The 22,904-nt window shown below is 65.3% G+C and carries 21 protein-coding genes; 10 read left to right on the forward strand and 11 right to left on the reverse strand.

From position 1 onward, the window contains the following. Positions 1-9: 9 nt before the first annotated feature. The 8 genes from sucC to BLR24_RS20880 all read left to right on the forward strand — a co-directional run bounded on the left by sucC (position 10) and on the right by BLR24_RS20880 (position 8,253). Complete coding sequence (gene sucC / locus BLR24_RS20845) at positions 10-1,176, forward strand: ADP-forming succinate--CoA ligase subunit beta (RefSeq protein WP_055807511.1); 1,167 nt, start codon at positions 10-12, stop codon at positions 1,174-1,176. A 10-nt stretch (positions 1,177-1,186) separates the two neighbouring features. Further along, positions 1,187-2,080 (forward strand): succinate--CoA ligase subunit alpha, encoded by an 894-nt coding sequence (gene sucD, locus BLR24_RS20850; protein WP_015867930.1) that lies wholly within the window; start codon positions 1,187-1,189, stop codon positions 2,078-2,080. A gap of 95 nt (positions 2,081-2,175) precedes the next feature. Then, positions 2,176-2,862, forward strand: a complete 687-nt coding sequence (locus tag BLR24_RS20855; protein ID WP_093020374.1) for a TerC family protein — start codon at positions 2,176-2,178, stop codon at positions 2,860-2,862. 26 nt (positions 2,863-2,888) lie between these two features. Then, positions 2,889-3,695 (forward strand): Stp1/IreP family PP2C-type Ser/Thr phosphatase, encoded by an 807-nt coding sequence (locus tag BLR24_RS20860; RefSeq protein ID WP_093020376.1) that lies wholly within the window; start codon positions 2,889-2,891, stop codon positions 3,693-3,695. A 68-nt stretch (positions 3,696-3,763) separates the two neighbouring features. Further along, positions 3,764-4,417: an FHA domain-containing protein gene (locus BLR24_RS20865; RefSeq protein WP_093020378.1), complete on the forward strand. Its 654-nt coding sequence runs from the start codon at positions 3,764-3,766 to the stop codon at positions 4,415-4,417. A 66-nt stretch (positions 4,418-4,483) separates the two neighbouring features. Further along, positions 4,484-6,748: a CHASE2 domain-containing protein gene (locus BLR24_RS20870; RefSeq protein WP_093020380.1), complete on the forward strand. Its 2,265-nt coding sequence runs from the start codon at positions 4,484-4,486 to the stop codon at positions 6,746-6,748. A gap of 29 nt (positions 6,749-6,777) precedes the next feature. After that, positions 6,778-7,560, forward strand: coding sequence for a 3',5'-cyclic-nucleotide phosphodiesterase (locus BLR24_RS20875; protein WP_093020382.1), 783 nt, complete (start codon positions 6,778-6,780; stop codon positions 7,558-7,560). A gap of 204 nt (positions 7,561-7,764) precedes the next feature. Then, a complete protein-coding gene (locus BLR24_RS20880) occupies positions 7,765-8,253 on the forward strand; it encodes a pilin (protein WP_093020384.1) in 489 nt (162 codons plus the stop codon). 296 nt (positions 8,254-8,549) lie between these two features. Here BLR24_RS20880 and BLR24_RS30460 read toward each other — a convergent pair whose 3' ends face one another. The 7 genes from BLR24_RS30460 to BLR24_RS20915 form a co-directional block, all read right to left on the reverse strand. Next, on the reverse strand, positions 8,550-9,257 hold the full coding sequence (locus BLR24_RS30460) for an energy transducer TonB (RefSeq protein ID WP_139188781.1): 708 nt from the start codon (positions 9,255-9,257) through the stop codon (positions 8,550-8,552). 102 nt (positions 9,258-9,359) lie between these two features. Next, positions 9,360-13,547: a PilC/PilY family type IV pilus protein gene (locus BLR24_RS20890; RefSeq protein WP_093020388.1), complete on the reverse strand. Its 4,188-nt coding sequence runs from the start codon at positions 13,545-13,547 to the stop codon at positions 9,360-9,362. A 14-nt stretch (positions 13,548-13,561) separates the two neighbouring features. Continuing rightward, a complete protein-coding gene (locus BLR24_RS20895) occupies positions 13,562-14,206 on the reverse strand; it encodes a pilus assembly PilX family protein (RefSeq protein ID WP_093020390.1) in 645 nt (214 codons plus the stop codon). Then, positions 14,203-15,429 (reverse strand): PilW family protein, encoded by a 1,227-nt coding sequence (locus BLR24_RS20900; protein WP_093020392.1) that lies wholly within the window; start codon positions 15,427-15,429, stop codon positions 14,203-14,205. Before BLR24_RS20900 ends, BLR24_RS20895 begins: the two co-directional genes overlap by 4 nt. After that, on the reverse strand, positions 15,426-15,845 hold the full coding sequence (pilV, locus tag BLR24_RS20905) for a type IV pilus modification protein PilV (protein ID WP_093020635.1): 420 nt from the start codon (positions 15,843-15,845) through the stop codon (positions 15,426-15,428). The genes BLR24_RS20900 and pilV overlap by 4 nt, the downstream gene beginning before the upstream one ends. After that, entirely contained in the window at positions 15,845-16,444 is a 600-nt protein-coding gene (locus tag BLR24_RS20910; RefSeq protein ID WP_093020394.1) for a GspH/FimT family pseudopilin, read from the reverse strand. The genes pilV and BLR24_RS20910 overlap by 1 nt, the downstream gene beginning before the upstream one ends. Then, entirely contained in the window at positions 16,444-16,911 is a 468-nt protein-coding gene (locus tag BLR24_RS20915) for a type IV pilin protein (RefSeq protein ID WP_302848515.1), read from the reverse strand. The genes BLR24_RS20910 and BLR24_RS20915 overlap by 1 nt, the downstream gene beginning before the upstream one ends. Positions 16,912-17,067: 156 nt before the next feature. Between BLR24_RS20915 and BLR24_RS20920 the strand changes: the two genes are divergently transcribed. After that, on the forward strand, positions 17,068-18,813 hold the full coding sequence (locus BLR24_RS20920) for a PglL family O-oligosaccharyltransferase (RefSeq protein WP_093020398.1): 1,746 nt from the start codon (positions 17,068-17,070) through the stop codon (positions 18,811-18,813). A gap of 21 nt (positions 18,814-18,834) precedes the next feature. Here the strand turns inward: BLR24_RS20920 and moaC are convergent, their stop codons facing one another. Beyond that, complete coding sequence (gene moaC, locus BLR24_RS20925; RefSeq protein WP_093020637.1) at positions 18,835-19,317, reverse strand: cyclic pyranopterin monophosphate synthase MoaC; 483 nt, start codon at positions 19,315-19,317, stop codon at positions 18,835-18,837. Positions 19,318-19,371: 54 nt separating this feature from the next. Here moaC and BLR24_RS20930 point away from each other — a divergent pair, with 54 nt between their 5' ends. Next, complete coding sequence (locus tag BLR24_RS20930) at positions 19,372-20,940, forward strand: M48 family metalloprotease (protein ID WP_093020400.1); 1,569 nt, start codon at positions 19,372-19,374, stop codon at positions 20,938-20,940. An 18-nt stretch (positions 20,941-20,958) separates the two neighbouring features. Here BLR24_RS20930 and BLR24_RS20935 read toward each other — a convergent pair whose 3' ends face one another. From BLR24_RS20935 to BLR24_RS20945, 3 genes are all read right to left on the reverse strand, one after another. Further along, positions 20,959-21,312, reverse strand: a complete 354-nt coding sequence (locus BLR24_RS20935) for a phage holin family protein (RefSeq protein ID WP_093020402.1) — start codon at positions 21,310-21,312, stop codon at positions 20,959-20,961. Between the two features lie 85 nt (positions 21,313-21,397). Further along, entirely contained in the window at positions 21,398-21,862 is a 465-nt protein-coding gene (locus BLR24_RS20940; RefSeq protein WP_093020639.1) for a hypothetical protein, read from the reverse strand. Between the two features lie 81 nt (positions 21,863-21,943). Further along, on the reverse strand, positions 21,944-22,690 hold the full coding sequence (locus BLR24_RS20945; protein WP_093020404.1) for a TerC family protein: 747 nt from the start codon (positions 22,688-22,690) through the stop codon (positions 21,944-21,946). Positions 22,691-22,904 lie beyond the last annotated feature (214 nt).

Raw genomic sequence — 22,904 nt, forward strand, 5'->3', positions numbered from 1 at the left:
ACATCCCTCATGAAGATTCACGAGTACCAAGGCAAGGAAATCCTTGCCAAGTTCGGCGTGCCGGTGCCGCGCGGCATCCCGGCCTATACGGTCCAGGAGGCGGTCGAGGCCGCCCAGAAACTTGGAGGCCCGGTCTGGGTCGTCAAGGCCCAGATCCACGCGGGTGGCCGCGGCAAGGGCGGTGGCGTCAAGGTCGCCAAATCCATCGAAGACGTCAAGAAGCTCGCCGGCGAGATCCTCGGCATGCAGCTCAAGACCCACCAGACCGGCCCCGAAGGCCAGAAGGTGCGCCGCCTCTACATCGAAGATGGCGCCGACATCAACAAGGAATATTACATTTCGGCCGTGACCGACCGCGCGACCCAGAAGGTTGCGTTCATCGCTTCGAGCGAAGGCGGCATGGACATCGAGGAAGTGGCCCACTCCTCGCCCGAGAAGATCATCACGGTGTTCGCCGACCCCAAGGAAGGCCTCACCGACGCGCAAGCCAAACAGATCGCCGACGGCATCGGCATGCCGGCCGACTCGACCGCGCAGACGGTCGACATCCTGAAGAAGCTCTACACCTGCTACATGGAGACGGATGCCTCGCTGGTCGAGATCAACCCGCTCAACCGTGACAGCAAGGGCAACGTCATGGCGCTGGACGCCAAGTTCAACTTCGACAGCAACGCGCTGTTCCGCCACCCTGAAATCGTGGCCCTGCGCGACCTCGACGAAGAAGACGCGGCCGAAGTGGAAGCCTCGAAGTTCGACCTGGCCTACATCAGCCTGGACGGCAACATCGGCTGCCTGGTGAACGGTGCCGGCCTGGCCATGGCCACCATGGACACCATCAAGCTGTTCGGCGGCGAGCCGGCCAACTTCCTGGACGTGGGCGGCGGGGCCACCCCCGAGAAGGTCACCGAAGCCTTCAAGATCATGCTGAAGAACAAGAACGTCGAGGCCATCCTCGTCAACATCTTCGGCGGCATCATGAAGTGCGACACCATCGCCACCGGCGTGATCGCAGCCTGCAAGGCCGTGAACCTGCAAGTGCCGCTGGTCGTGCGCATGAAGGGCACCAACGAAGTCGAAGGCAAGAAGCTGCTGGCCGATTCGGGCCTGCCCATCATCAGCGCCGACACCATGGCGGACGCGGCCCAGAAGGTCGTCGCAGCAGTCAAGAAGGCCTAAGGAACAAGTCATGTCGATCTACATCAACAAAGACACCAAAGTCATCACGCAAGGCATCACGGGCAAGACCGGCCAGTTCCACACCGAGAAGTGCCAGGAATACGCGAACGGCAAGAACTGCTTCGTCGCGGGCGTGAACCCCAAGAAGGCCGGCGAGTCGATCTTCAACATCCCGATCTTCGGTTCGGTGAAGGAAGCCGCCTCGCAAACCGGCGCCACCGTGTCGGTGATCTACGTGCCGCCGGCAGGCGCAGCCGCCGCCATCTGGGAAGCCGTCGAGGCCGACCTGGACCTGGCGATCTGCATCACCGAAGGCATTCCGGTTCGCGACATGCTCGAAGTGCGCAACAAGATGAAGGCCAAGGAAGCGGCCGGCGGCAAGAAGACCTTGCTGCTGGGCCCGAACTGCCCCGGCCTCATCACGCCCGACGAAATCAAGATCGGCATCATGCCCGGCCACATCCACCGCAAGGGCCGCATCGGCGTGGTTTCGCGCTCGGGCACGCTGACGTATGAAGCCGTGGCGCAACTGACCGAAATCGGCCTTGGCCAATCGTCGGCAGTCGGCATTGGCGGCGACCCGATCAACGGCCTCAAGCACATCGACGTGATGAAGGCCTTCAACGACGATCCGGACACCGACGCCGTCATCATGATCGGCGAAATCGGCGGCCCCGACGAAGCTGATGCAGCCCGCTGGTGCAAGGAACACATGAAGAAGCCGGTCGTCGGCTTCATCGCTGGTGTCACCGCCCCTCCCGGCAAGCGCATGGGCCACGCCGGCGCGCTGATCTCGGGCGGTGCCGACACGGCCGATGCCAAGCTCGCCATCATGGAAGAGTGCGGCTTCACCGTGACGCGCAACTTCTCCGAATTGGCCAAGCTGCTGAAGGCACAGCTCTAAGCCGCAGCCGATCTCCCCGCTACCACGCAAAAAGAAAAAAGCGCCCGCAGACATTGCGGGCGCTTTTTTCACAACAACACAGTGGAACAAGAGACATGGAACTCCTTCAAAGCACGGACTTCTGGATCGGTCTGGTCAAGATCATCTGGATCAACATCATTCTCTCGGGCGACAACGCCGTGGTGATTGCCATGGCGGCGCGTTCGCTGCCGCCTGCACAGCAGCAAAAGGCGGTGCTGTTCGGCTCGGGCGCCGCCGTGGTGCTGCGGATCGCGCTCACCGTGGTCGCGGCCAAGCTGCTCGCGCTGCCTTACCTGCAGATCGTCGGCGGCCTGCTGCTGCTGTGGATCGGCCTGCAGCTTCTCAGCGAAGAAGAAGACGGCGATGGCGAAAGCAAGGAATACGGCAGCATGATGGCGGCCGTGCGCACCATCTTGCTGGCCGACCTGGTCATGAGCCTGGACAACGTGATTGCCGTGGCCGCCGCGGCCCAGGGCAGCATGGTGCTCCTCGTGCTCGGCCTGGCCATCAGCATTCCGCTGGTGATTTTTGGCAGTACGCTCATGATCAAGCTCATGGAACGTTTTCCGATCATCGTCATGCTGGGTGCCGCCCTGATCGGCTGGGTTGGCGGCGAAACCATTGCGAGCGATGTGTCGCTGAAGGGCGTGCTGGCCGCCAACCCGTGGCTGCACTATGCGGCCGCCGCTGCCGGCGCCCTGTTCGTGGTGGCTGTGGGCCGCTTTCTGCAACGGCGTGCGCACGCCGCTGCGGGGCACTGATAGCGCCGCGCCCGCGCTTGTAAGACATGGCGAGCGTCGGCGCGTCCCTCTTTTCCAATCGGCCCTCGCTGAGCTGGGAGTTTGCCGCCTTGACCGACGTCGGGCGCGCCCGGGCCCACAACGAGGACGACCTCAAGGTGGACCCGGCGCGTGGTCTTGCCGTGCTGGCCGACGGCATGGGGGGCTACAAGGGCGGCGAGGTGGCAAGTGCCATGGCCGTTACCCTGGTGCATGCCAGCTTCGCCCGGTGGTATGCCCAGGCCGGCTCGCAGGCGCCTGCCCGGGTGATCCGGCGCGCATTGCAGGCGGCCACCGACGAGGCGAATTCGGCCATCTTCGAGGCCGGCATGACCAACCCCGAAGTGCAAGGCATGGGAACCACCCTGGTGCTGGCCGCCTTCAGGCCGCAGCGCGTGGTGGTCGGCCACATCGGCGATTCGCGCTGCTACCGGCTTCGCAACAACAAGCTCGAGCAGCTCACGCGCGACCATTCGTTGCGGCAGCAGCAGCTCGATGCGGGCGCCATTACCGCCGAAGAAGCCCTGAATTCGCCCCACCGCAACCTGGTGACGCGCGCGATGGGCGTGGAGCCCCAGGTCCTGCTCGAAATGCATGAGCACACCGCGAGGCCGGACGATCTCTACATGCTGTGCTCCGATGGGCTCAGCGAGATGATCACCGATGCGCAGCTTTTCACGCTTTTGGGCCACGATATCGGGCTCCAGCAGAAAGCTTCACTTTTGGTTGCAATTGCAAACGACAATGGCGGCCGAGATAACATTTCAGTTGTGCTGGCAAAAGCGCGCGTCGACAACACGCCTGGAGCCGCCTAGTGCAGGCCCTGGCGACACCCGTCGCGCCGCTTGCGGTCGATCAAATTCTGCTAATCGGGGAATCGGCAATGCCGAAAATGATCATTTCGATCGATGGTTTTGTCGTCGAGCAAGTGGCGCTCGCCAAAGACCGGACGACGCTGGGCCGACGCGCCTACAACGACATCGTGATCGACAATCTCGCGGTCAGCGGCGAGCATGCCGTGGTGCACATGCGCGGCAGCGAAGTCGAAATTGAAGATCTCAAAAGCACCAACGGCACCTACGTCAATGCACTCGTCGTCCAGAAGCAGGTGCTCAAGGACAACGACGTCATCGAACTGGGCGGCTGCCGCATCCAGTTCCGAGCCAGCAGCCACCTGGCGGTTGGCGGCGGCACGGCGCGCAACGACGCCACCGGCGATTTCGCGGAATCCATTCCTCTATCTTCCGCGCCGACTGAATCCGGGGCGCTGGTCGAACTTGGCGTGCCGGTGCTGCGCGTTCTTGCCGGAGCCAACGAGGGCCAGGACGTGTCTTTGCAGAAGGTGGTCACCACCATCGGCAAGCCGGGCGTGGCCGTGGCGGTTGTCACGCGCCGCCGGCAAGGCTACGTGGCCGCCAGCGTCATGGGCGAAGTCACGCTCAACGGCGCCCCGCTGGGCACCGACGCCGTGGGATTGCAGGAGAGCGACGTGCTGGAACTCGGCGGCGCCACGCGCATGCAGTTCAAGCGGGTCTGACGCCTTCTTTTTCTTCGGTTCTTCTTCTTCTCCCTTCCACAGCGCGGCCCGCGTGCGTGCGACGCCATGAAGGCGCTCCGGCGGCACTGGCCGCGCATTGCCATCACTTTGCTGCCGGTCTTGCTGGCGCTTGCGCACTCCACGGGCGCCTGGCGGCTGGGCGCGATCGATCGGCTCGACCACCTGGTCTACGACACCCGCCTGCGCGCCACCATGCCGCGCACGCTTGACCCCCGCGTGGTGATCGTCGACGTGGACGATGCCAGCCTGACGCGGCAAGGCCAATGGCCCTGGTCGCGCGACAAGCTGGCGCGGCTCACTGAAGAGCTCGTCGGGCGCCAGCAGGTGGCGGTGCTGGGCTTCGACGTGATGTTCATCGAGCCCGACCGGAGTTCCGGCCTCGACAAGCTCCGCCAGATCGCAAGCGGGCCGCTGCGCGACATGCCCGGCCTTGCCGCAGGCATCGAACGGCTCGCGCCCGCGCTCGACAACGACGCCACCTTTGCCCGCGCGCTCGAAGGCCGGCGCGTGGCGCTCGGCTACTACTTCACCCGCACCGAAAAGCCGAGCGCGAAGGGCCAGTTGCCCGCAACCCCGCTGCTCCAGCCCGAGGCCTTTCCGCCGGGCCACGCCTACGCCACGGCCTGGAACGGCTTTGGCGCCAACCTTCCCGTGCTGGCCGACGCCGCGCCTGCTTCGGGGTTCGTCAACACGCTGGTCTCGTCGGCGGGCGACGGCGTCATCCGCGCCGCGCCCCTCATTGCGCGCTACGAAGGCGATGCGGAGCGGCCCGGCTACTACGAATCGCTCGGGCTCGCCGTCTACCGGCTGGCCAACGGCAGGCCGCCCGTGCTGCCGGCCTTTGCCTCCGGTGGCGCCGCGCCCCGGCTCCAATCCCTGTTGGTGGGCCGCCTGCGCGTGCCGGTCGACGAAACCGCCAGCATGCAGGTGCCCTTTCGCGGCCCCGGTGGCGCAAATGGCGGTTCGTTCCGCTACGTGGCCGCCGCCGACGTGCTCGAAGGCCGGCTCGCGCCCGGTGAGTTGAAAGACAAGATCGTGCTCGTCGGCGCCACTGCGCCCGGCCTGCAAGACCTGCGCGCCACGCCCGTAGGTGCCGGTTTTCCGGGTGTGGAGGTGCACGCGAACGTCGTGTCGGCCATGCTCGACCATCGCCTGCTCGCGGTGCCCGACTACGCCGCCGGCTACGAAGTGCTGAGCCTGCTGGCTGCGGGCCTGGTGCTGGCGCTGGGGCTCTCGCTGCTGCCGGCCACGCGCGCCCTTCTGCTGGGCATTGCCACGGTGGCGGCGCTGGTCGGCGCGAACGCCTGGCTTTACCAAGACCACGGCCTCGTGCTGCCGCTGGCCGCGTCCCTGGCCATGGCGGCGCTGGCCTTCGTGCTCAACATGGGCTGGGGCTACTTCATCGAGTCCCGCGAGCGCCGCGGGCTGGTGCGGCTCTTCGGCACCTACGTGCCCCCGCAGCTGGTCGACGAAATGCTCACGGACCCCGGCCGCTACAGCATGCATGCCGAGAGCAAGCAGATGACCGTCATGTTCTGCGACATGCGCGGCTTTACCCGGCTGTCGGAGCAATTGGCTCCGGCCGAGCTCCAGGCCTTCTTGAACACCTTGTTCAGCCGGCTCACCAACGTCATCAGCGCGCACCGCGGCACCGTCGACAAATACATGGGCGACTGCGTCATGGCCTTCTGGGGCGCACCCGTCGACACCCCCGACCACGCCACGCTGGCCGTGCGCGCCGCGCTGGAAATGGCGCACACCGTGCGCGACATCAACCAGGCCCAGCGCGCCATCGGGCGGCCCGAAATCAGCGTGGGCATCGGCATCAACAGCGGCGTCATGTGCGTGGGCGACATGGGCTCCGTGGCACGGCGCAGCTATACCGTGGTTGGCGATGCGGTCAACCTCGCGTCGCGCCTCGAGGGCCTCAGCGCACACTATGGCGTGGAGATCGTCGCCAGTGGCGCCACCCGCGAACTCGCGCCCGGCTGCCTCTGGCAAGAACTCGACAGCGTGCTGGTCAAGGGCAAGGCGCAGGCCGTTGCCGTGTACACGCCCTTGGCCGCCGACACCGACCAAGCCCAAGGCCCGGCCGCCGAGCAGCGATCTCAGCACTTGCAGCGCTGGGCGCAGGTGCTAGAAGCCTACCGCCGGCAGGACTGGGCAGTGGGCCGAACCCTGCTGGACCCATTGCTCGCCGCGGATGCCAAAAAAGTCCTTTACCAGCTCTACGCCCAGCGATTAGCCTCAATGGCGTTGCGTCCTCAAGACCCCGAATGGGACGGCGCAACCCGGTTTGAAACCAAATGACCACAAACACAGGCGGGGGGTCTTTCACAATGCAGGTTCGCGTGCTGGGCTGCTCGGGTGCCATCGCCAAAGACTGCCGCACCACCTCGTTCCTCGTCGACACCGACCTGCTCGTCGATGCGGGCACCGGCGTGGGCGACCTCACGCTCGACGAAATGGCCCGCATCGACGACGTGGTGCTCACCCACTGCCACCTCGACCACATTGCCGCCCTCCCCCTCATGCTCGACGCCGTGGGCGGCCGCCGCACCCGCCCGCTGCGCGTGCACGCCCTGCGCGCCACCATCGAGGCGCTGCGCGCCCATGTGTTCAACAACGTCATCTGGCCCGATTTCGAGAGCATTCCCAGCCCGGAAGCCCCCTTCGTGAGCTTTCACGACATCGCCGTCGGCCAGACCTTGCAACTTGGCAGTGCCGCCCCCAAGCGCATCGAAGTGCTGCCCGCCGTGCACACCGTGCCCGCCTGCGGCTTTGCCGTGAGCCGAGCCGAAGGCGGCGCCAACTGGGTCTTTTCAGGCGACACCGAACGCAACGCCCCCTTCTGGGACCGCGTCAACGCGCTGGACGTGGCCATGCTCGTCATAGAAACCGCCTTCAGCAACCGCGAGCAGGCCCTGGCCGACCGCAGCCTTCATCTGTCACCCAAGGTGCTGGCCGACGAGTTGGCGCACATCACGCCCGGCAAGCAATACCCGATCTACATCACCCACACCAAACCCGCCGAAACCGAAGAAATCATGGGCCAGATCGATGCGCTGGCGGCGCAGCGGGACATTCGGTGGCTTAAGGCGGACGGGGTATTGACTTTTTGAGTCGGGCGAACGGCTCGGCATGACAAAATTGTCACGTTCTGTAGCATCTGAGCGCGTAAATGTCACTTGATGTAAATCAAATGACAACAAAAGTGTTCATTTTTTAGGTGGAGCGGGCCCTCCGACGGGTGGCACAAATGCTGCGGAAGGTACAACGCTCCGGGCTTGGTTCCCGGGCTCTACCAACCAACCTGGAGTTTTTGAATGAACCGTCGTTTGATCGCACGTAACGTGCAAAAGGGTTTCACCCTTATCGAATTGATGATCGTCGTGGCGATCATTGGTATCTTGGCAGCTGTGGCTCTGCCGGCCTATCAGGACTACACCGCGAAAGCCCAGATGACCGAAGCCGCCACCCTGGCCGATGGCGTCAAGAAGAACATTGAATTGTCCTTCCCGCAAACCAACGTGTGCCCGTCTAACGCAGCCGCTGCTGACGGTGACATTGGCATTGCCTCCGCCATCACTGGCAAGTATGTTCTGAGCACGACGGCTGCTGGTACGGCCACTTCCACCGGCAGCTGCACTGTCACCGCAACGTTCAAGGCGTCCGGAGTGAATACCAAGTTGGTGAGCAAAGTTGTTACCTACACGCTCGTCTACTCGGTGAATGGCTCGAAGTGGACCTGCGGCTCGGATGTGGACGCCTCGATCCTGCCGAAGACCTGCGGCACCATTGCTGCTCCGCTGTAATCGACGCCACCAACTCTCGAACAAGAGCCGCCTTCGGGCGGCTTTTTTTATTGACGTGACTCGTCCTGATCTTGGTTGACACTTTTTCCCTCAACAAAAGGTAAGTCAATGGGTCAAGGTAAGCGGTCGGTTATTTCATCTTGACGCGTCGCGGCTGTTCGGATTGCAGCGAACTCCCTCATTGCCCAGCAGCAGGCGGCCAGGTGGCAAAAAATCCAGGGTCAAAAAATCCAGGGTCAGATTCCAATTCGGCGAATCAAGAAATCAAATGCCATCTCAACCGCGTTCGCTCTTCCTCAGCGCTCGAGAATCGGCATGTCGTCGAAAATCACTTCGACCCATACGCGTGACTTGACGGCGGCGCCGTCGATTTCCCCTGGCGAGAATTGCGCTGCCATGAACGCATCACGCGCGGCTTGCTCAAAAGCTTCAGGCAAGCTGGCCGCGTCGGCCTCGATACGCTGCACCTGGCCGTGTTCGTCGATGAAAAGAGAAAGAACGCCGACGTGCCTGCCGCGGAACATTTCGCCTTCAGGGGCTGCAAAGATGACCGGCGTTTTCGCGACGGGTGGGACCGTCAGAAGCGGTCGAGGCACATAGTCGTCGCCGAAGTTGCCGGGGCGAGGCAACGGCGCTATGGCAAGCGGTTCTGGCTCGACACGGCTTTCGCCAGGTGCCTCAAGCTTTGCCGGCAACTTCTCCAAAAGCGAATTCTTTTGGGGGACGACAAGAGGCGAAGAACGATGAGTGCCGGCAAGTTGAGTGTGCGTCTCTGGCGCAGCCCGCGAAGCGGACGATCGCAATGGCACCACCCTGCGAACACCTTCATCGTGACTCATGAAGCTCTGCCGACTCTGTGCGGGGCTCGAGACAGGTAGGCGCAGCGACAGCAGCATGCCGTGCAATGCGACGGAAAGAACCGCACAGAGCGCGGCCGCGCGAATGCCATCAGCAGATGATGGAAATCGGCCCTTATGGGCCGATGGCACCGGAGCTGCCGTCATTCATGAATCTCCAAATTTCAGTCCGGCAGTCGCGCTGCGAAGTCCGGTGCGGCAAGCCCGGCGCCGCGGCAGAGGGGAAGCGCGTGCACTTCCCCTATTCAATCAATCCGCCGTCGGCACTTCCCGCCAGTTCAGCAGCCGCAGCGTAGTGCCGGGCGGCGGTGTGAAGCCGATCTTGTCCAGATTGCCGCGCACGTCGCCGGAGATCAGGCGCACGGTGCCGTCGACGCTCACGAACTTGAGGTCGGTGATCGCTGTGGTGGATTGCACGAATGCGGCGCCGCTGGCCAGCGCCGTGCGGCCGGTGTTGAAGTCGATGGCGTAGACGCGGCTCTGGCCCGAGGGGCTGCAGGCATCGCCGCTGGTGAGCAGCGACGCGAACGCCACGATGCCGTTGAAAGCGGTCGGGCTCGCCACCATGCGCAGGCCAATGCTGCCTTCGGTCCCCAGGTCAAGGTACCAGCCGAGCGAATCGGTCGGAACGACGGTGCCACTCACCAGGTTGGTGACGGCGGTGAGCGCGCTGCGTGTCGCGGGCATGGTGCTGTCGGCGGGCTTGAAGGCGGTGGCGGTTCCGTCGATGACGGCATAGAAGCTCTGCACCGCACCGGAGTTGATGTCGCTCGCATCGAGCAACTGGCCGGTGCCGACCATCACGTAGCGCTTGCGGGTCGTGGGCTGGATCTGAACCAGGGGGCGCGAAGTGATGGGTTGGGCTCTCGGGGTCGTTGCGCCATCGGTGAAAAGGGCGATCTTGGTCGGTGCCGGGTAGTCCGTGGTCGTGCCCGCGGGTGCGGTCACGTCAAAGCGCCAGAGCTGGCCGTTGAGATCGCCGACATAGATTGCATCGGCCGTGCCGTCGGTCAGGTCCAGGATGGAGGCTGTGGCATGGGTCATGCCGTTGGCCGTCGCGCCGGTGCTTACCTTCTGCAGCAGAGCCCCGGTTTGAGGGTTCACGAAATAGAGGTAGCCGTTGTGGTTGCTCGTGTCGTTGTGATAGCCCGAGGTCAGCACCACCACCCAGCCGTAGCGCTTGGTCTTGAGGACCAGGGGCGCGCCGTAGCTGAAGCCCATGTCGGCATCGGTGAACTCCCACAGCACCTTGCTTGCCACGACGGTTTCGTCGGTCATCGCGGCCGGATCGGTCACGTCGATGGCGTAGAAGCTCTTGCCGCCCTTGCCAAGGCCGCCGACCAGCAGCGAGCGCCAGTTCGAGCCAGTGGCTGCGAAGGTGCCGCCGGCGCGGTCGAAGTCCACGTCGACCACTTCGGGTGTGGCATCGACGTAGTACTTGTGCAGGTAGTTCGGGTTGCCCAGCTGGGCCAGGCCGTCCGCGGCCGGCGTGGCCGGGCTGCTGGGGCCGTTGAAGAGCGCGCTCGGCACGTAGGCGAACTGTTCGAGGCCGGCGTTGGTGCCGGTGAGTTCGCCGCGGAATGCATGCAGCATGCCGTCGTTCGCGGCGGCGTAGACCATCGTGGGGCGCGTGGCCTTGGCCGTCTTGAAGGCGGCGTAGCCGCGGTTGACCGCGTCGGAGTAGCTCGATGCGGGCGGGCCGACGGGCTTCACCTTCGAGTTGACGATGTCGCCCAGCAGCTTGCTGCGAAGCCGGTAGGGCTTGGTCCCATCGCTCGCCGTCTTCTCCTGGCTGCGATCGCCGCGCAGGTAGTTCAGGTAGTTGGCGCTGTCGTCGCCGGTGACATAGAGCGTGTCGAGCGCGGCCGCCTGGCTGCCCGTTCCGGTGGTGAGGCTGCCGATGCGGAAGGGCACGCCGGCCGTGCCGTTCCAGGTGGCGATGCGCCGGTTGGTGTTCCAGCCCGTGCCGGCGAACTGTGTCGCGAGCTTGTCGGTGCTGGTCCATGCCGCCGTGAGCGAGGGCGTGCCGTCGGCGGCAAAGCTGATGCTGCTCGCGCTCACCACGCCGGTCCAGTCCTGGGCATCGTATTGCGAGGCATACGAAGCCGAACCCGTGGCCGAAACCTGCAGGGCCGAGAGCGAGAACGAAGTGGTGTACGCCTGAATGGCGTTCACGATGCGCTCGAAGGCTTGCGTGAGGCCCCTGACCAGCGTGTCGGGTTGGCCTGCGGCAAAGTAGTTGTCGGGACGCGGCTGCGTCAGGTTCGCGGCACGTGCGTCGGTCAGCGTCTCGCCGCTGGTCGACCACCAGTCCAGCGGAATGGTGCCGGCAAAGGTGTAGGGGTCGAAGTTGGCTGGCAGCTTCTTCTGGTCCAGTCCGCCGAACTTCGCAGCGAGGTAGAACTGGTTGTTGTATTGGAAGGGCTGCTCCAGCACGTCTACCCAGTAGGTGCTGACCGTCTGCTTGCCGATGGTGTTGGCCTGTCCCGCCACGTCGGGACGGATGTCCTTGGTGTTGGCGTCGAAGGCAAGGCCTGCGATGAAGGCGGAGTTGTTGCGACCGCTGTAGTCGTTGGAGTTGCCGAGGTCGCCCAGGCCCTGCAGCGCGCCGACGCGGTTGGTGGCTGTGACCGCATTGACGGTGTTGTCGGCTGCCACCTCGTTCGGCATGGTGGGCTCGCGGGTGCGGTAGGTGGTGTTGCCGGCAACGTTCTTGTCGACGTGGGTGTAGATGTCGCCGATGCCCAGCACGAAGTTGCGCTGGCAAGAGTACTGGATCGGGTCGCCCCAGTTGGTGATCACGGGGAAACCATCGACCCAACTGGTCTTCGTCGGGGCGTCGGCAGTGCCCATCGAACTCCAGGCCGAGACGTTGCCGAGGTTCCTGTAATACCGCATGACCGCGTAGTACAGCTCGCTGACCGGGTCGTAGTTCTTGTAGTCGCCCGGAAGGATCTGGCCGAACTTGTTCAGGTAGTTCATCACGCCGCTGTCCGCGATGGCCACCTCGGTCGCCGTCGTGGTCGCGGTTGCATCGTCTGCGTCGGGATTGCGGATGAAGGTGCCGTCCGTCTCGCTCCACTCCTTGTTCGCATTGGTCGCGGGCGCCTGGCCAGGGGTCGGCGCGGTCGGCCCGACGAATTTTTGCCTGGCGCGCAGCACGCCGCCGTCGCGCTGGTCGCTGCTGTCGTTCAGGTAGCCGAAGGCGCTGAAGCGCATCTTGTCGGCGTACTTCTGGATCAGTCCTTCGGGCTTGTAGTTGGTGCCATAGGCTTTGCAGTTGGCCTCGAGTCCACCGGCCGCGGTCGAGGGATCGCATACCTTCACGCGCATCGTGAAGTCACCATCGGCGGGCCCGGCCACGGAGAAGGGCGTGAAGGCGGTCGCCGAGGGCATGCGCCAATGGAACTGCATCACCGCGCCGCCGCCACGCTCGTAATACTCGATCTGCACGCGGAACGACTGACCCGCCGTGAGTGCGATGGTCGCAGAGTCGTTGGTGGTCGTACCGTGATCCGTCCAGTTGTCGATCCGGAGGTCGCCGTTGCCGAAGTTGTTGCCGTTCCCGGTCTTGACCCAGAGCCGCACGCCGTCGTCACTGATGGTACGGAACGTGTAGTTGCCGGTCTCGGGTGCCGTATAGGTGCCCGAGAATCTCGCCGAAAAATTGTCGGCATTCACGCCTGTCGCGGGGCCTGCGGCGCCCCAGTCGTGGTTGGCGTTGTCGTCGTTGACCGTGGCGGTCACCGGGTTGTTGAGATTGATGTTGTTGAAATACTGCGCCGACATCGTGCGGGTGCCGCCGCCCGTGGCGGTCATGCGCATCTTGAAACCGCGGTTGGTGATGCTCACGCCCAGTGCGGTGGCATTGTTGAAGGGCGTGGCGCCAGCGATGGCGGATGGCGTGAGATTGCGGTCGGGAAACAGGCTGCGGTTGCCGTGCCAGGCTTTCTCGAGGATGGTGGTGGTGGCCGTGTCGACCACGCGCCGTCCGCCGGTCATGGCCCAGCGGAAGGGGTCGATGGTGGCGGTGGAGGCCCAGTTCAGGAAGTTGCCGCTCCACTTGTCGTCGTTGCCGCCCGTGCAGGTGCGGTTGGTGGCGGCGCCGGCCGGGTAGAAGTAGCTGGAATCCCCCTTGTCGGTCGTGCTGACGCCGTTGGCGGTGGCGTCGACCTGATACAGGTAGCACTTGGCCGGATCGAAGTAGCCCAGGTAGTTGGTGTCGCTGGAATAGTCGCCGACGTGGGCTGTGCGCGATGCCGTGGGCCATTCCACCGACAGCGCCAGTGCCAGGTTGCCCGGAACTTCCGAGGTCGAGAACACGGGCTGGTTGGCGAGCGGGATCGCGGACGCGAACATGGCGCTGCCGAGCGCCAGGCTGGTGACGACGCCCGCGCGGCACACCGCGCGAACGGACGAACGAATTCTTGTTTTCATGACTCGCCTGTGCCCTATTCGGGCTTGGTGAAGGAGGCTTGCAGGAACACCTGCGTGTCGCGCGGACCGTCGACGCGAACCGAGACGCGATAGATGGGCGGGCTGGGAATGGACGGGCCGGGCGTGCTCAGCTGGCTCTGGTCGCCGCCCAGCGTTTCGGTGCTCGACGGGGTGTAGACGCAGCCGCTCTTGCCGATGGTCGAGAACGCGCCGGTGGCGTTGCACATGCGGTCGATCACATAGCGCACGGTGACGCCGCCGTTGCCTGAGATGGGGGTGCCGGTTGGCGCGAAGGTGTTGCCGACCACGTCGGCCCCAGTCAGCGTGGTTTTCTTCAGCAGCACTTCAGGGATGCCTTGGGCATTGGCAGCCAGCTGGATCGCGCTGTAGTTCGCCCCAGGCAGGCTGCTTGAGGTCGCTCCCGTCGCAGCGAGCGCGCCGCTGGTCTGGAACTCCCGCATGGCCTTTGCGATCGCGATTTCGCCCTGGTTGACCAGGTCGCGCTTGAAGGCGAGGTTGCCGGCGCCGAAGAGCGAGGTGTCCATCGACCGCATGACCGCCACGCCGCCGGCGAGCAGCACCACGAGGATGATCAGGCAGAACAGTAGAACCACGCCGCGCTCACGCGCCGGGCCGTGCATCTTGGAAAGTGTCTTCATGGGAAAGGCAGCAACAGCATGTTGCGAAGCGGGATGGTGGTGTCGATGACGCGGTAGCGGAAGTTCTGGTCGGCGGTCGCGATGGTCAGCGTGCGCTGGCGATCGGTCGGGAGGTCGCTGAAGATGGTCAAGCTGCTCGGCGTGACAGGTTCCTTCTCGAACAGGCTGCTTTTCATGACCAGTGCAACGCGAGCCGCCACGATGTGGCGCATGGTGTCGGGCGCGAGCATGAGGGTGCCAATCGCATAACCCGTGGCGGCGGGATCGATCCATGTGTCGACGACGCCGTTGCTGTCGGTGTCGACGCCGTACACCGCGTACAGGGCAACGACGCCGTCGGCCAGCGCCTGCATGGCCGAGGCATCGGTGCCCTCGTCGCTCCCGGTGCCGGCCGCCCGCAGCAGGTCGTAGGCGACCAGCGTGCGATTGGCGTCCACGCCGAGCAACTGAAACTGCAGGTTGTTGGCACCCACATTGCCGAGCGTCGAGAAGAGCGCCGTGCCGTCCGCCGCGAGCGTGGCAAGCGACGTGGTGGCGCCGGTCGATGTGAAGTAGCGCCCTCCCATCCCCAGCACTTCGTTCCCCGCCGTTGCCAATTCGGTGTTCGTCGAACTCACCTGCTCGATCAGGCAGTCGGTTGTGCCTTCCCTGCTCACAAGGCCGATGTCCCCGTTGCGCAAGCCGATGGTGTTGTCCAGCCGCAGGTTGTCGTTGCCCGGAATCCCGGAGCGGATGCGGCGCGGCACGTCGCCCGCCGCTGCGTTGCCGCCCATGACCACGAGGGTGTCCGAAGCGCCGGAGGCGCCTTTGGCAATCAAGAATGGTGCCAGCCGCAGATTGCCCGCCGCGGCGGCCCCGGAACCGCCGAGCAGCGTGTCGAAGGGCGCCGGAAACGCGGATGCGGTTCGCGGCAGGATCGTCGTGGCTGCGCCGCTGACGCTGCGCGCGGCGCTCAGCCGGCAACCAAACATCCCGCGCGTGCCGGTCTGCGCGAAGCCGGAGCCGGCGCTTCGCAGCAGGCGATCGATCATGTAGACGGCATAGGAGCCGCTCTGGTTCATGTCGTTGGTCGACGTGGTGCTGCGCTTGCGTGCCTCGCCGAGCGTGACGACGCTGGTCACGGCGAGCACCACGACCAGGCCGATGACCAAGGCCACCAGCATTTCGATCAGCGTCAGGCCGCGCTGCGCGGCGTGGGCAAAGGAGTTGGAGCGGGCGTTCATGGCGCGGGCGGCAGCGTGACGCGCGTGGTGAGGCGGCTGTCCTGTTCGGCGGTTGCGCGCTGAGGGGGATGCCAGGTGATGAGGATGTCGGCGGTGTTGGTCGTGGTGTCCGAAGTGATCTGGACGTTGCCCCCGGGAAGGCCGCCGGCTTGCGGGTTGCTGGCGCGGGTGGTCCAGGCTGCGGCGTCGATCGCCACTGTGCGAGTGGTCCACATGGCTGCTGCGATGTCGTTGGCGATCAGGGCGGCACGGTTGCGGTCTTCCGCATCGATCGACAGGCTGATCGCACGCGTCTGAAGGCCGACCAGGCCCAGGATGCCGAGTGAGAACAGCAGGACCGACACCAGGACTTCGATCAGCGCGACACCGGACTGAGAAGCGCGCGCAGGGGAGGGAGTGGGGCGCTGGTGCTTCATCACGCGGGGCATCCGTCAGGATTGGTGTTGGAAAGCGTCTTGGCCGGGTCGCACAGGCGCACCTGCCCGCCCAGGGCGACCAGCACGCGCATCGGGCGATCGGCATTGGGGATCGTGATGTTGTAGGCCGCAGCCGAGGCGCTGCATGCCACGCCGGTTCCAGGCGCGGGGTTGTCGACGACGCGCCCCAGGGAGTTGAAGCACAGCGTCGCGGGGCCGGTGATCCGGACATCAGGGGCCAGGCCGGTCAGGCCGCCTCCCTCGATGAACGTTGCAGCGGTCTCCTCCCCCGTGAGTAGCGGCACGAAGTTGACCGACCAGTTGGCGCCGTTCACCGCGGCAGTCAGACCGTCCGCCGGGTTCGTGTCGGCCGTCAGCGAGAAGACGGTCTGGCGGCTGCGCCGCAGGGCCTCGGTCTGTGCAAGGCGAAGGCCGTTCTGCAGCGCATCAGCGACGGTGCGTATGCGGCTGTTGCGCACCCATTCGCTCATTGCCGGGAAGGCCAGCGCCATCAGGATGCTCAGCAGCACCACCGTCACCATCATCTCGATCAGCGTGAAGCCGCGCGCGGCACGCGGCCGATGGATTAGCGTCTTCATCAGCAGCCCGACTTCCTTGTAGTCCAGCCGGTGGTGCAGCGTGTCCAGCCCGCGCCAACGCCGGTCGTGGCGCGGACGTTCAGCTGGTCCACGGTGAACGTGAAACCATTGGTGGGGCCGCTGCCCACGGCCTGCGCCGTGAATGTCGTGGCCGTCAGCGTCGGACAGGAGATGGCGAAACTACCTGCCGCAGCCGGCGCGGCGCACGGCGAAATGAAGGTGGTGCCGATGGATTGGTAGTCCCGGTTGTCCTGGAAGTGCCGCTCCATGTTGGCGCGCAGCGCCGAGAGCGCGTTCTGGGCGTCCACGAGCTGCCCGCGAAGCACGTAGTCCCGATAGTTGGGAATTGCAACCGCAGCCAGAATCCCGATGATCGCGACGGTGATCATTACTTCGATCAGCGTGAAACCCGATGAGCGGCGCCAGGCCCGGCCAGCGCGACGCAGATAGCTTGTTTGTTTCTTCAAGAGACACCTTTCGGGCCGATTTCGGCCTTCCGCCAGAGGGCGAACAGCAGTTGTAGACAGTTGTCAAAGAATGTCTCTAATTGTGTTTTTCTGCAAAACCGCTCGTCTCCCGCTCGTAGCCATTCGTCGGCTCGCCCCGCCGGCACAATCGACCGAATGACGTCCCGTGCAGCACCTATCGAGGTGGCCGTCCTCCCATCGAAAGCCCTTGGCGCCCTGCGTGCCGGCTTGGTCGCGTTTCCTTTTCTCTGCCCGCTTGTGGCGGGCCCTTCGGTCCAGGCCTGGCAGTTGTTCGCCACCTGGGTTTGCCTCGCGGCGATGGTTCTGGTGATTCGTCCGGGTGCGCCAGCGCGGAGCGTCTGGCTCTGGCTGGCCGCTGCAGCGGCGGCAATCGTGTTGTCTTCTGCCTTCTTCTCCTCGCACGCCGCAGCATCCTGGTTGCCGGTCGTCGGGGTGCTGGGCGCCGTGGCCGTTTCGGCCTGCGTCGGGGTCGGCATGGCGCGCGGCGGGCCCTCGGTTTCGGCCGCGCTGGCGGTGGGCATCCTCGTGGCCGGCCTGGTCAGCGCCGTGCTGGGCCTGCTCCAGTACTACGGGCTGGCCGAACCGCTGGTGCCTTGGACCACCACACCCGCGCTGGGCCAGGCCTACGGCAACCTGCGCCAGCGCAATCAGTTCGCCACGCTGATCAGCATGGCGCTGGTTGCGGCGTTGTGGATTCACGCCACGCAGCCGTCGGTGCGTGCGCGGCGCTGGCTGGTGGCGGCGGCCTTGATGTTGCTCGTGGCCGCGGCGGCGTCCACCTCGCGCACGGGCTTGCTGCAGCTGGTTTCGATCGTTGGGGTGGCCGCCTTGATCGCGCGTCGGGAGCGCCGCGGCATGTCTAAGGAAAGCACGGCGGGCGTTGGTCGCTTCAGCTTGCCGCCGCCGTGGGTGCTGCTGGCGATGATTCCGGTCTATTTCGCCATTGCCTGGGTGTTGCCGCAGCTTGCGGCGGGCGAGGTCGAAGGCATGATGCGGCGCCTGCAAGAGGGCGCGCCCGGTGACCACACGCGGATCATCCTGTGGCGCAACGTGCTCACGCTGATCGCCCAGCATCCGCTCGCGGGGTGGGGCTGGGGCGAGCTGAGCTTTGCGCACTACAGCACGCTGTACGAGGGATCGCGATTCCCCGAGATCCTGGACAACGCGCACAACCTGCCGCTGCACCTGGCCGTGGAGCTGGGCATCCCGGTGTCTGTGCTGATCTGCGGCGGCTTCATATGGATGGTGCTGGCGGCCAGGCCGTGGCGCGAGCGCGATCCGGCGCGGCTCATGGCGTGGGGCATGCTGGGCGCCATCGTGCTGCACAGCCTGCTTGAATATCCGCTTTGGTATGGGCCGTTCCAGCTGGCGTTCGGGCTGTGCCTGGGCATGCTGTGGCCCGCCGGGCGCAACGCTTCATCGCCCTTGCGGCAACGCTTCGACAAAGACCGGTGGGCGGAGCCGGCTGTGTTGTCGTCCGCTGCGGCGGCGGCCGTGCTGGTGGCGGTGGTCGGCTATGCCGCCTGGGACTACATCCGCATCAGCCAGATCTATCTACCGCGCGACGAGCGCTTGCCGGCCTATGAAGAAAACACGCTGGCCAAGGCCAAGGGGTCGTGGCTTTTCGCAAGGCAGGTGGGTTTTGCGGAACTGACGCTCACGAAGGTGACCCCCGCCAACGCGGCTGCATTGCATTCGCTGGCCGAGCGCACGCTGCATTTTTCACCCGAGCCGCGCGTGATCGTCAAGCTGATCGAAAGCGCCGAACTGATGGGCCGACGCCAGGAAGCCCAGGATCAGGCGGAACGCTTCCGCATTGCATTTCCGAACGAGTACGAGCGCTGGCTGAAGGGCCTGCCGGTCGAGGCCGATATGCCTTAACCGCCTGGCTCGACCTTGTCTTTACTCCGCCACGTAGCTCCCCGACTTGCCGCCATGCTTCTCCAGCACATGCACATCGGTGATCCGCATCCCGCGGTCCACGGCCTTGCACATGTCGTAGATGGTGAGCAGTGCGACCTGCACGGCGGTCAAGGCTTCCATCTCGACGCCGGTCGGCCCCACGGTTTCGACCGTCGCAGTGCAGACCACCTGCGGCGCATTGCCCTTTTCGGCCAGCGCAAACGCCAGTGCCACGCGCGTGAGGGCCAGCGGGTGGCACAGCGGAATGAGGTCGCTGGTTTTCTTGGCCGCCTGGATGCCCGCGATGCGGGCGATGCCGAGCACGTCGCCCTTCTTTGCGGTTCCCGATTCGATCAGTGCCAGCGTCGCGGGCTGCATCTCGATGCGGCCAGTGGCCACGGCCACGCGGTGGGTGGCGGGTTTGGCCGCAACGTCGACCATGTGGGCCTGGCCCTGCGCGTCAAAATGGGTGAGGGAACTCATGTGTGAACGATCGATGTGTGGATGCATCATACGAGCCCGAGCCATGGACGAGGAATGCCGCGCTTGACTCCTTCCGCCACGAAAAAAAGTTCTGCCGCGCCCGCGTTGCGGGCACTGTGCGCTACGGTTCTCATAGCGTCGCAAATCTTGCTGCCGGTACCCGCCCGCGCGCAGCTGCAAGCGCTGCCGGGCCTGGGAGACGGCGGCGAAATGACCGCCAGCGCCGAGCGCAATCTGGGCGACCAGATCGCCCGCGAGCTTTACCGCGACACCGACTACATCGACGACCCGGTCATTGCCGCCTACGTGCAGGAGATCTGGCAGCGCCTCTTGGCCGCCGCACGGCAGCGCGGCGAACTCACGCCCGAGCTGGACGAGCGTTTTGCCTGGACCATCCTGCTGGGGCGCGACCGCAACGTCAACGCCTTTGCGCTGCCGGGCGGCTACCTTGGCCTGAACATGGGCCTGATTGCCACGGTAGGCAGCCGCGACGAGCTGGCAACGGTGCTCGGCCACGAGCTGTCGCACGTCACGCAGCGCCACATCTCGCGCATCATGAGCCGGCAGGGCAAGCAGATGCCGTGGATGCTGGCCGGCCTGATCCTCGGCATGATCGCGGCCAGCAAGAGCCGCAACGCCGACGCGGGGCAGGCCGTGATCATGGGCAGCCAGGCGCTCTTCATGCAGAACCAGCTGAGCTTCTCGCGCGACATGGAGCGCGAGGCCGACCGCGTGGGCTTCGGCGTGATGACGCAGGCCGGCTTTGCGCCGCAGGGCGCGGCCACCATGTTCGAAAAGCTGCAGTACGCCTCGCGCCTCAACGACAACGGCTCCTACCCGTACCTGCGCAGCCATCCGCTCACGTCAGAGCGCATTTCCGACATGCAGGGCCGGTTCCAGTTCCGCCTCGATGCCGCGCCGGCCATGCCGCTGGCCATGGACCACGCCATGATTGCCGCACGTGCGCGCGTGCTCACGCGGCCCGGTGTCGACGTGCTGCGGCTCTGGGTCGAAGCGGCTTCCAGCGGCGAGTTCGCAAAGAGCAGCCCGGCCCAGCAGGCGGGCACGCTCTACGCAGCGGCGTTGTCGGCCAAGGATCTGCGCGATTTGAAGGCTGCGCGCGCACTGGCCGAGCGGCTGGCGGCACGCACCGCGGAAGATCCATCGGCCGCCAAGTTGGCGCGCTGGCTCACGGCCGAGATCGAACTTGCCGGCGGCGGCGCTGCCAAGGCCGCTGCCTTGCTCGATGTGAAGTCCAAGGAGCGCCCCGAGATGCTGCTGGCCGCCGACGCAGCCGTGGCCACGCGCCAGCCGGCGCCGATGGTGCCGGTGCTGCGCGACTGGGTCGCCACCCATCCGCGCGACGCCACCGTCTGGCGGGCGCTGGCCAATCTGTATGGCGCGCAGAACGACACGCTGCGCGCGGTGCGTGCCGATGCCGAAGCGAACGTGGCCATCCTCGACTACCCCGCCGCGCGCGACCGCTTCAAGGCCGCACAGGAACTGGTGCGCAAGCCCGGCGCGCCCATTGACCACTACGAGGCGTCGATCATCGACACCCGCGCGCGGGACGTCGAAGCATTGGTGAAGCGGCAGGCCGAAGAGCCCCCGCTCAGGCAATGACGACGAACGGGCCGTGGCTCAGCGCTTGGACAGAAGCCCGCCCAGCGCGGCTTCGATGATCAAGCCCAGCAGCGAATAGATCAGCGAGCCGATCAGCGCAGCCACGAAGCCGCTGACCTGGAAGCCCGCAAGCAGGCCCGACGCGGCCCAGAACAGCAGTGCATTGATCACGAACAGGAACAGCCCCAGCGTGACGATGGTGACCGGCAGCGTGAGCACCACCAGCACCGGCCGCACGACCATGTTGAGCAAGCCGATGACTGCCGCGGCAATCAGCGCGGAGCCGAAGCTGTTGACCTGGACACCTTTGTAGAGATAGGCCACCGCCAGCAGCGCGACGGCGCTGAGCAGCCATTTGAGGATGATGCGCATGCGCCGCAGGATACCCCACCGGCCCGCAAAAAGACGAGAGCCCCGGCGCGTTGCCGCACCGGGGCTCGTCGTGAAGCAATAGTGCTTACTCGGCCAGTTCGTTCGCGAGCACCAGCAGCGCGCCCATGCCCATCACGGCGCCGGGAAAGGCCCAGCCCGACTGGTGCGCCGGGGTCTGGTCGGGCGTGACCGGTTCCAGGTCGACGCCGATCTTGGGACGGCGCGCATCGACCACGTGGGTGGCCGAATGCTCGCGCTTCAGTTGCTGCGTGAGTTCGGTCAGCGGGCCTTTGGCCAGCACCGGCGTTACCTGTCCGCCATTGCGTTCGAGCACCGGCAGGAGCTGCGCTTGAACCTTGCTGAACCACTTGGCACGCCAGTTCTCTCTTGCGCTGTGGCTCACCCATTTGCTGATGCGATGCGTCATGCGCGGTGCACAAGCCACGAGTACCCAATGGCGCGCCACGACGCTGTTCGCGTCCGGAGCGAGTTCGGCGAACTGCTCGCAGGCGTAGCCGGCGTCGTCGACATAGAGAATGATCGTTTCCACGTAGCGCTCCTTCAAGCCGTTAGAGTGGCAGAGACTGGTCGATGAGGGAAGAGCATTTTTGCTGATGATGCCTGCGAGCCGTCAGCTCGTGCTGGCAGCGGTGGTGGGCCGTTGGCGCGCCTGGCGCACCGCCACCCACTTGCCGATGACCAGCACCAGCAGCGCACCGCCCACGCCGGCTGCATACCTGATGACGTCGGTCTGCGGCACCTTCGGCACCCACGTCCAGGCCGCGGTGTTCGACAGCGCGGGGTCGGACACGGCCATGGTACCGGCGATCCAGCCCAGCAGCATGCCGCCCAGCGTGATGATGATCGGGAAACGGTCCATCAGCTTGATGACCAGCTGGCTGCCCCAGACGATGATCGGAATGCTCACCAGCAGGCCGAAGATCACCAGCGGCATCTGGTGGTTCTGGCCTGCGCCTTGCGCGGCACCAGCAATGGCGATCACGTTGTCCACGCTCATCACCAGGTCGGCGATGATCACGGTCTTGACCGCGCCCCACAGCTTGTCGCTGGCGGCAATGTTGCCGTGCGCATCGTCGTGCTCGGGGGCCAGCAGCTTCACGCCGATCCACAGCAGCAGCACCGCGCCCGCAAGCTTCAGGAATGGAATGGCCAACAGCGTGAGCGCGAAGAAGATCAATATCACGCGCAGCACGATGGCACCGGCCGTGCCCCAGAGAATGCCCTTGGTGCGCTGCGCAGGCGGAAGCTTGCGGCAGGCCAGGGCAATGACGACGGCGTTGTCGCCGCCGAGCAGGATGTCGATCATGATGATCTGACCGACCGCGACCCAGAATTCCGGGGTCATGAACTGTTCCATAGCTTCCTCTTGTCTTCGTGCGTGGCCTGTTCATCTTCGGTGATGGCAACAGTCCGGCGCAAGTGCGCGTTTTCGATTCATCCCGGGAAGGAATGATCGAAGCGATGACGAAGACCGGGGTGACGACCGGGGACTCAGGAACGCTTCGATCAAACCTGCGCAGGTTCAAATCGAAGGTCTTGCTCGACAACGCGCACCCAGGGGCGCGTGGTGT

The sequence above is a fragment of the Variovorax sp. OV700 genome (assembly GCF_900099805.1).
Classification (GTDB): domain Bacteria; phylum Pseudomonadota; class Gammaproteobacteria; order Burkholderiales; family Burkholderiaceae_C; genus Variovorax.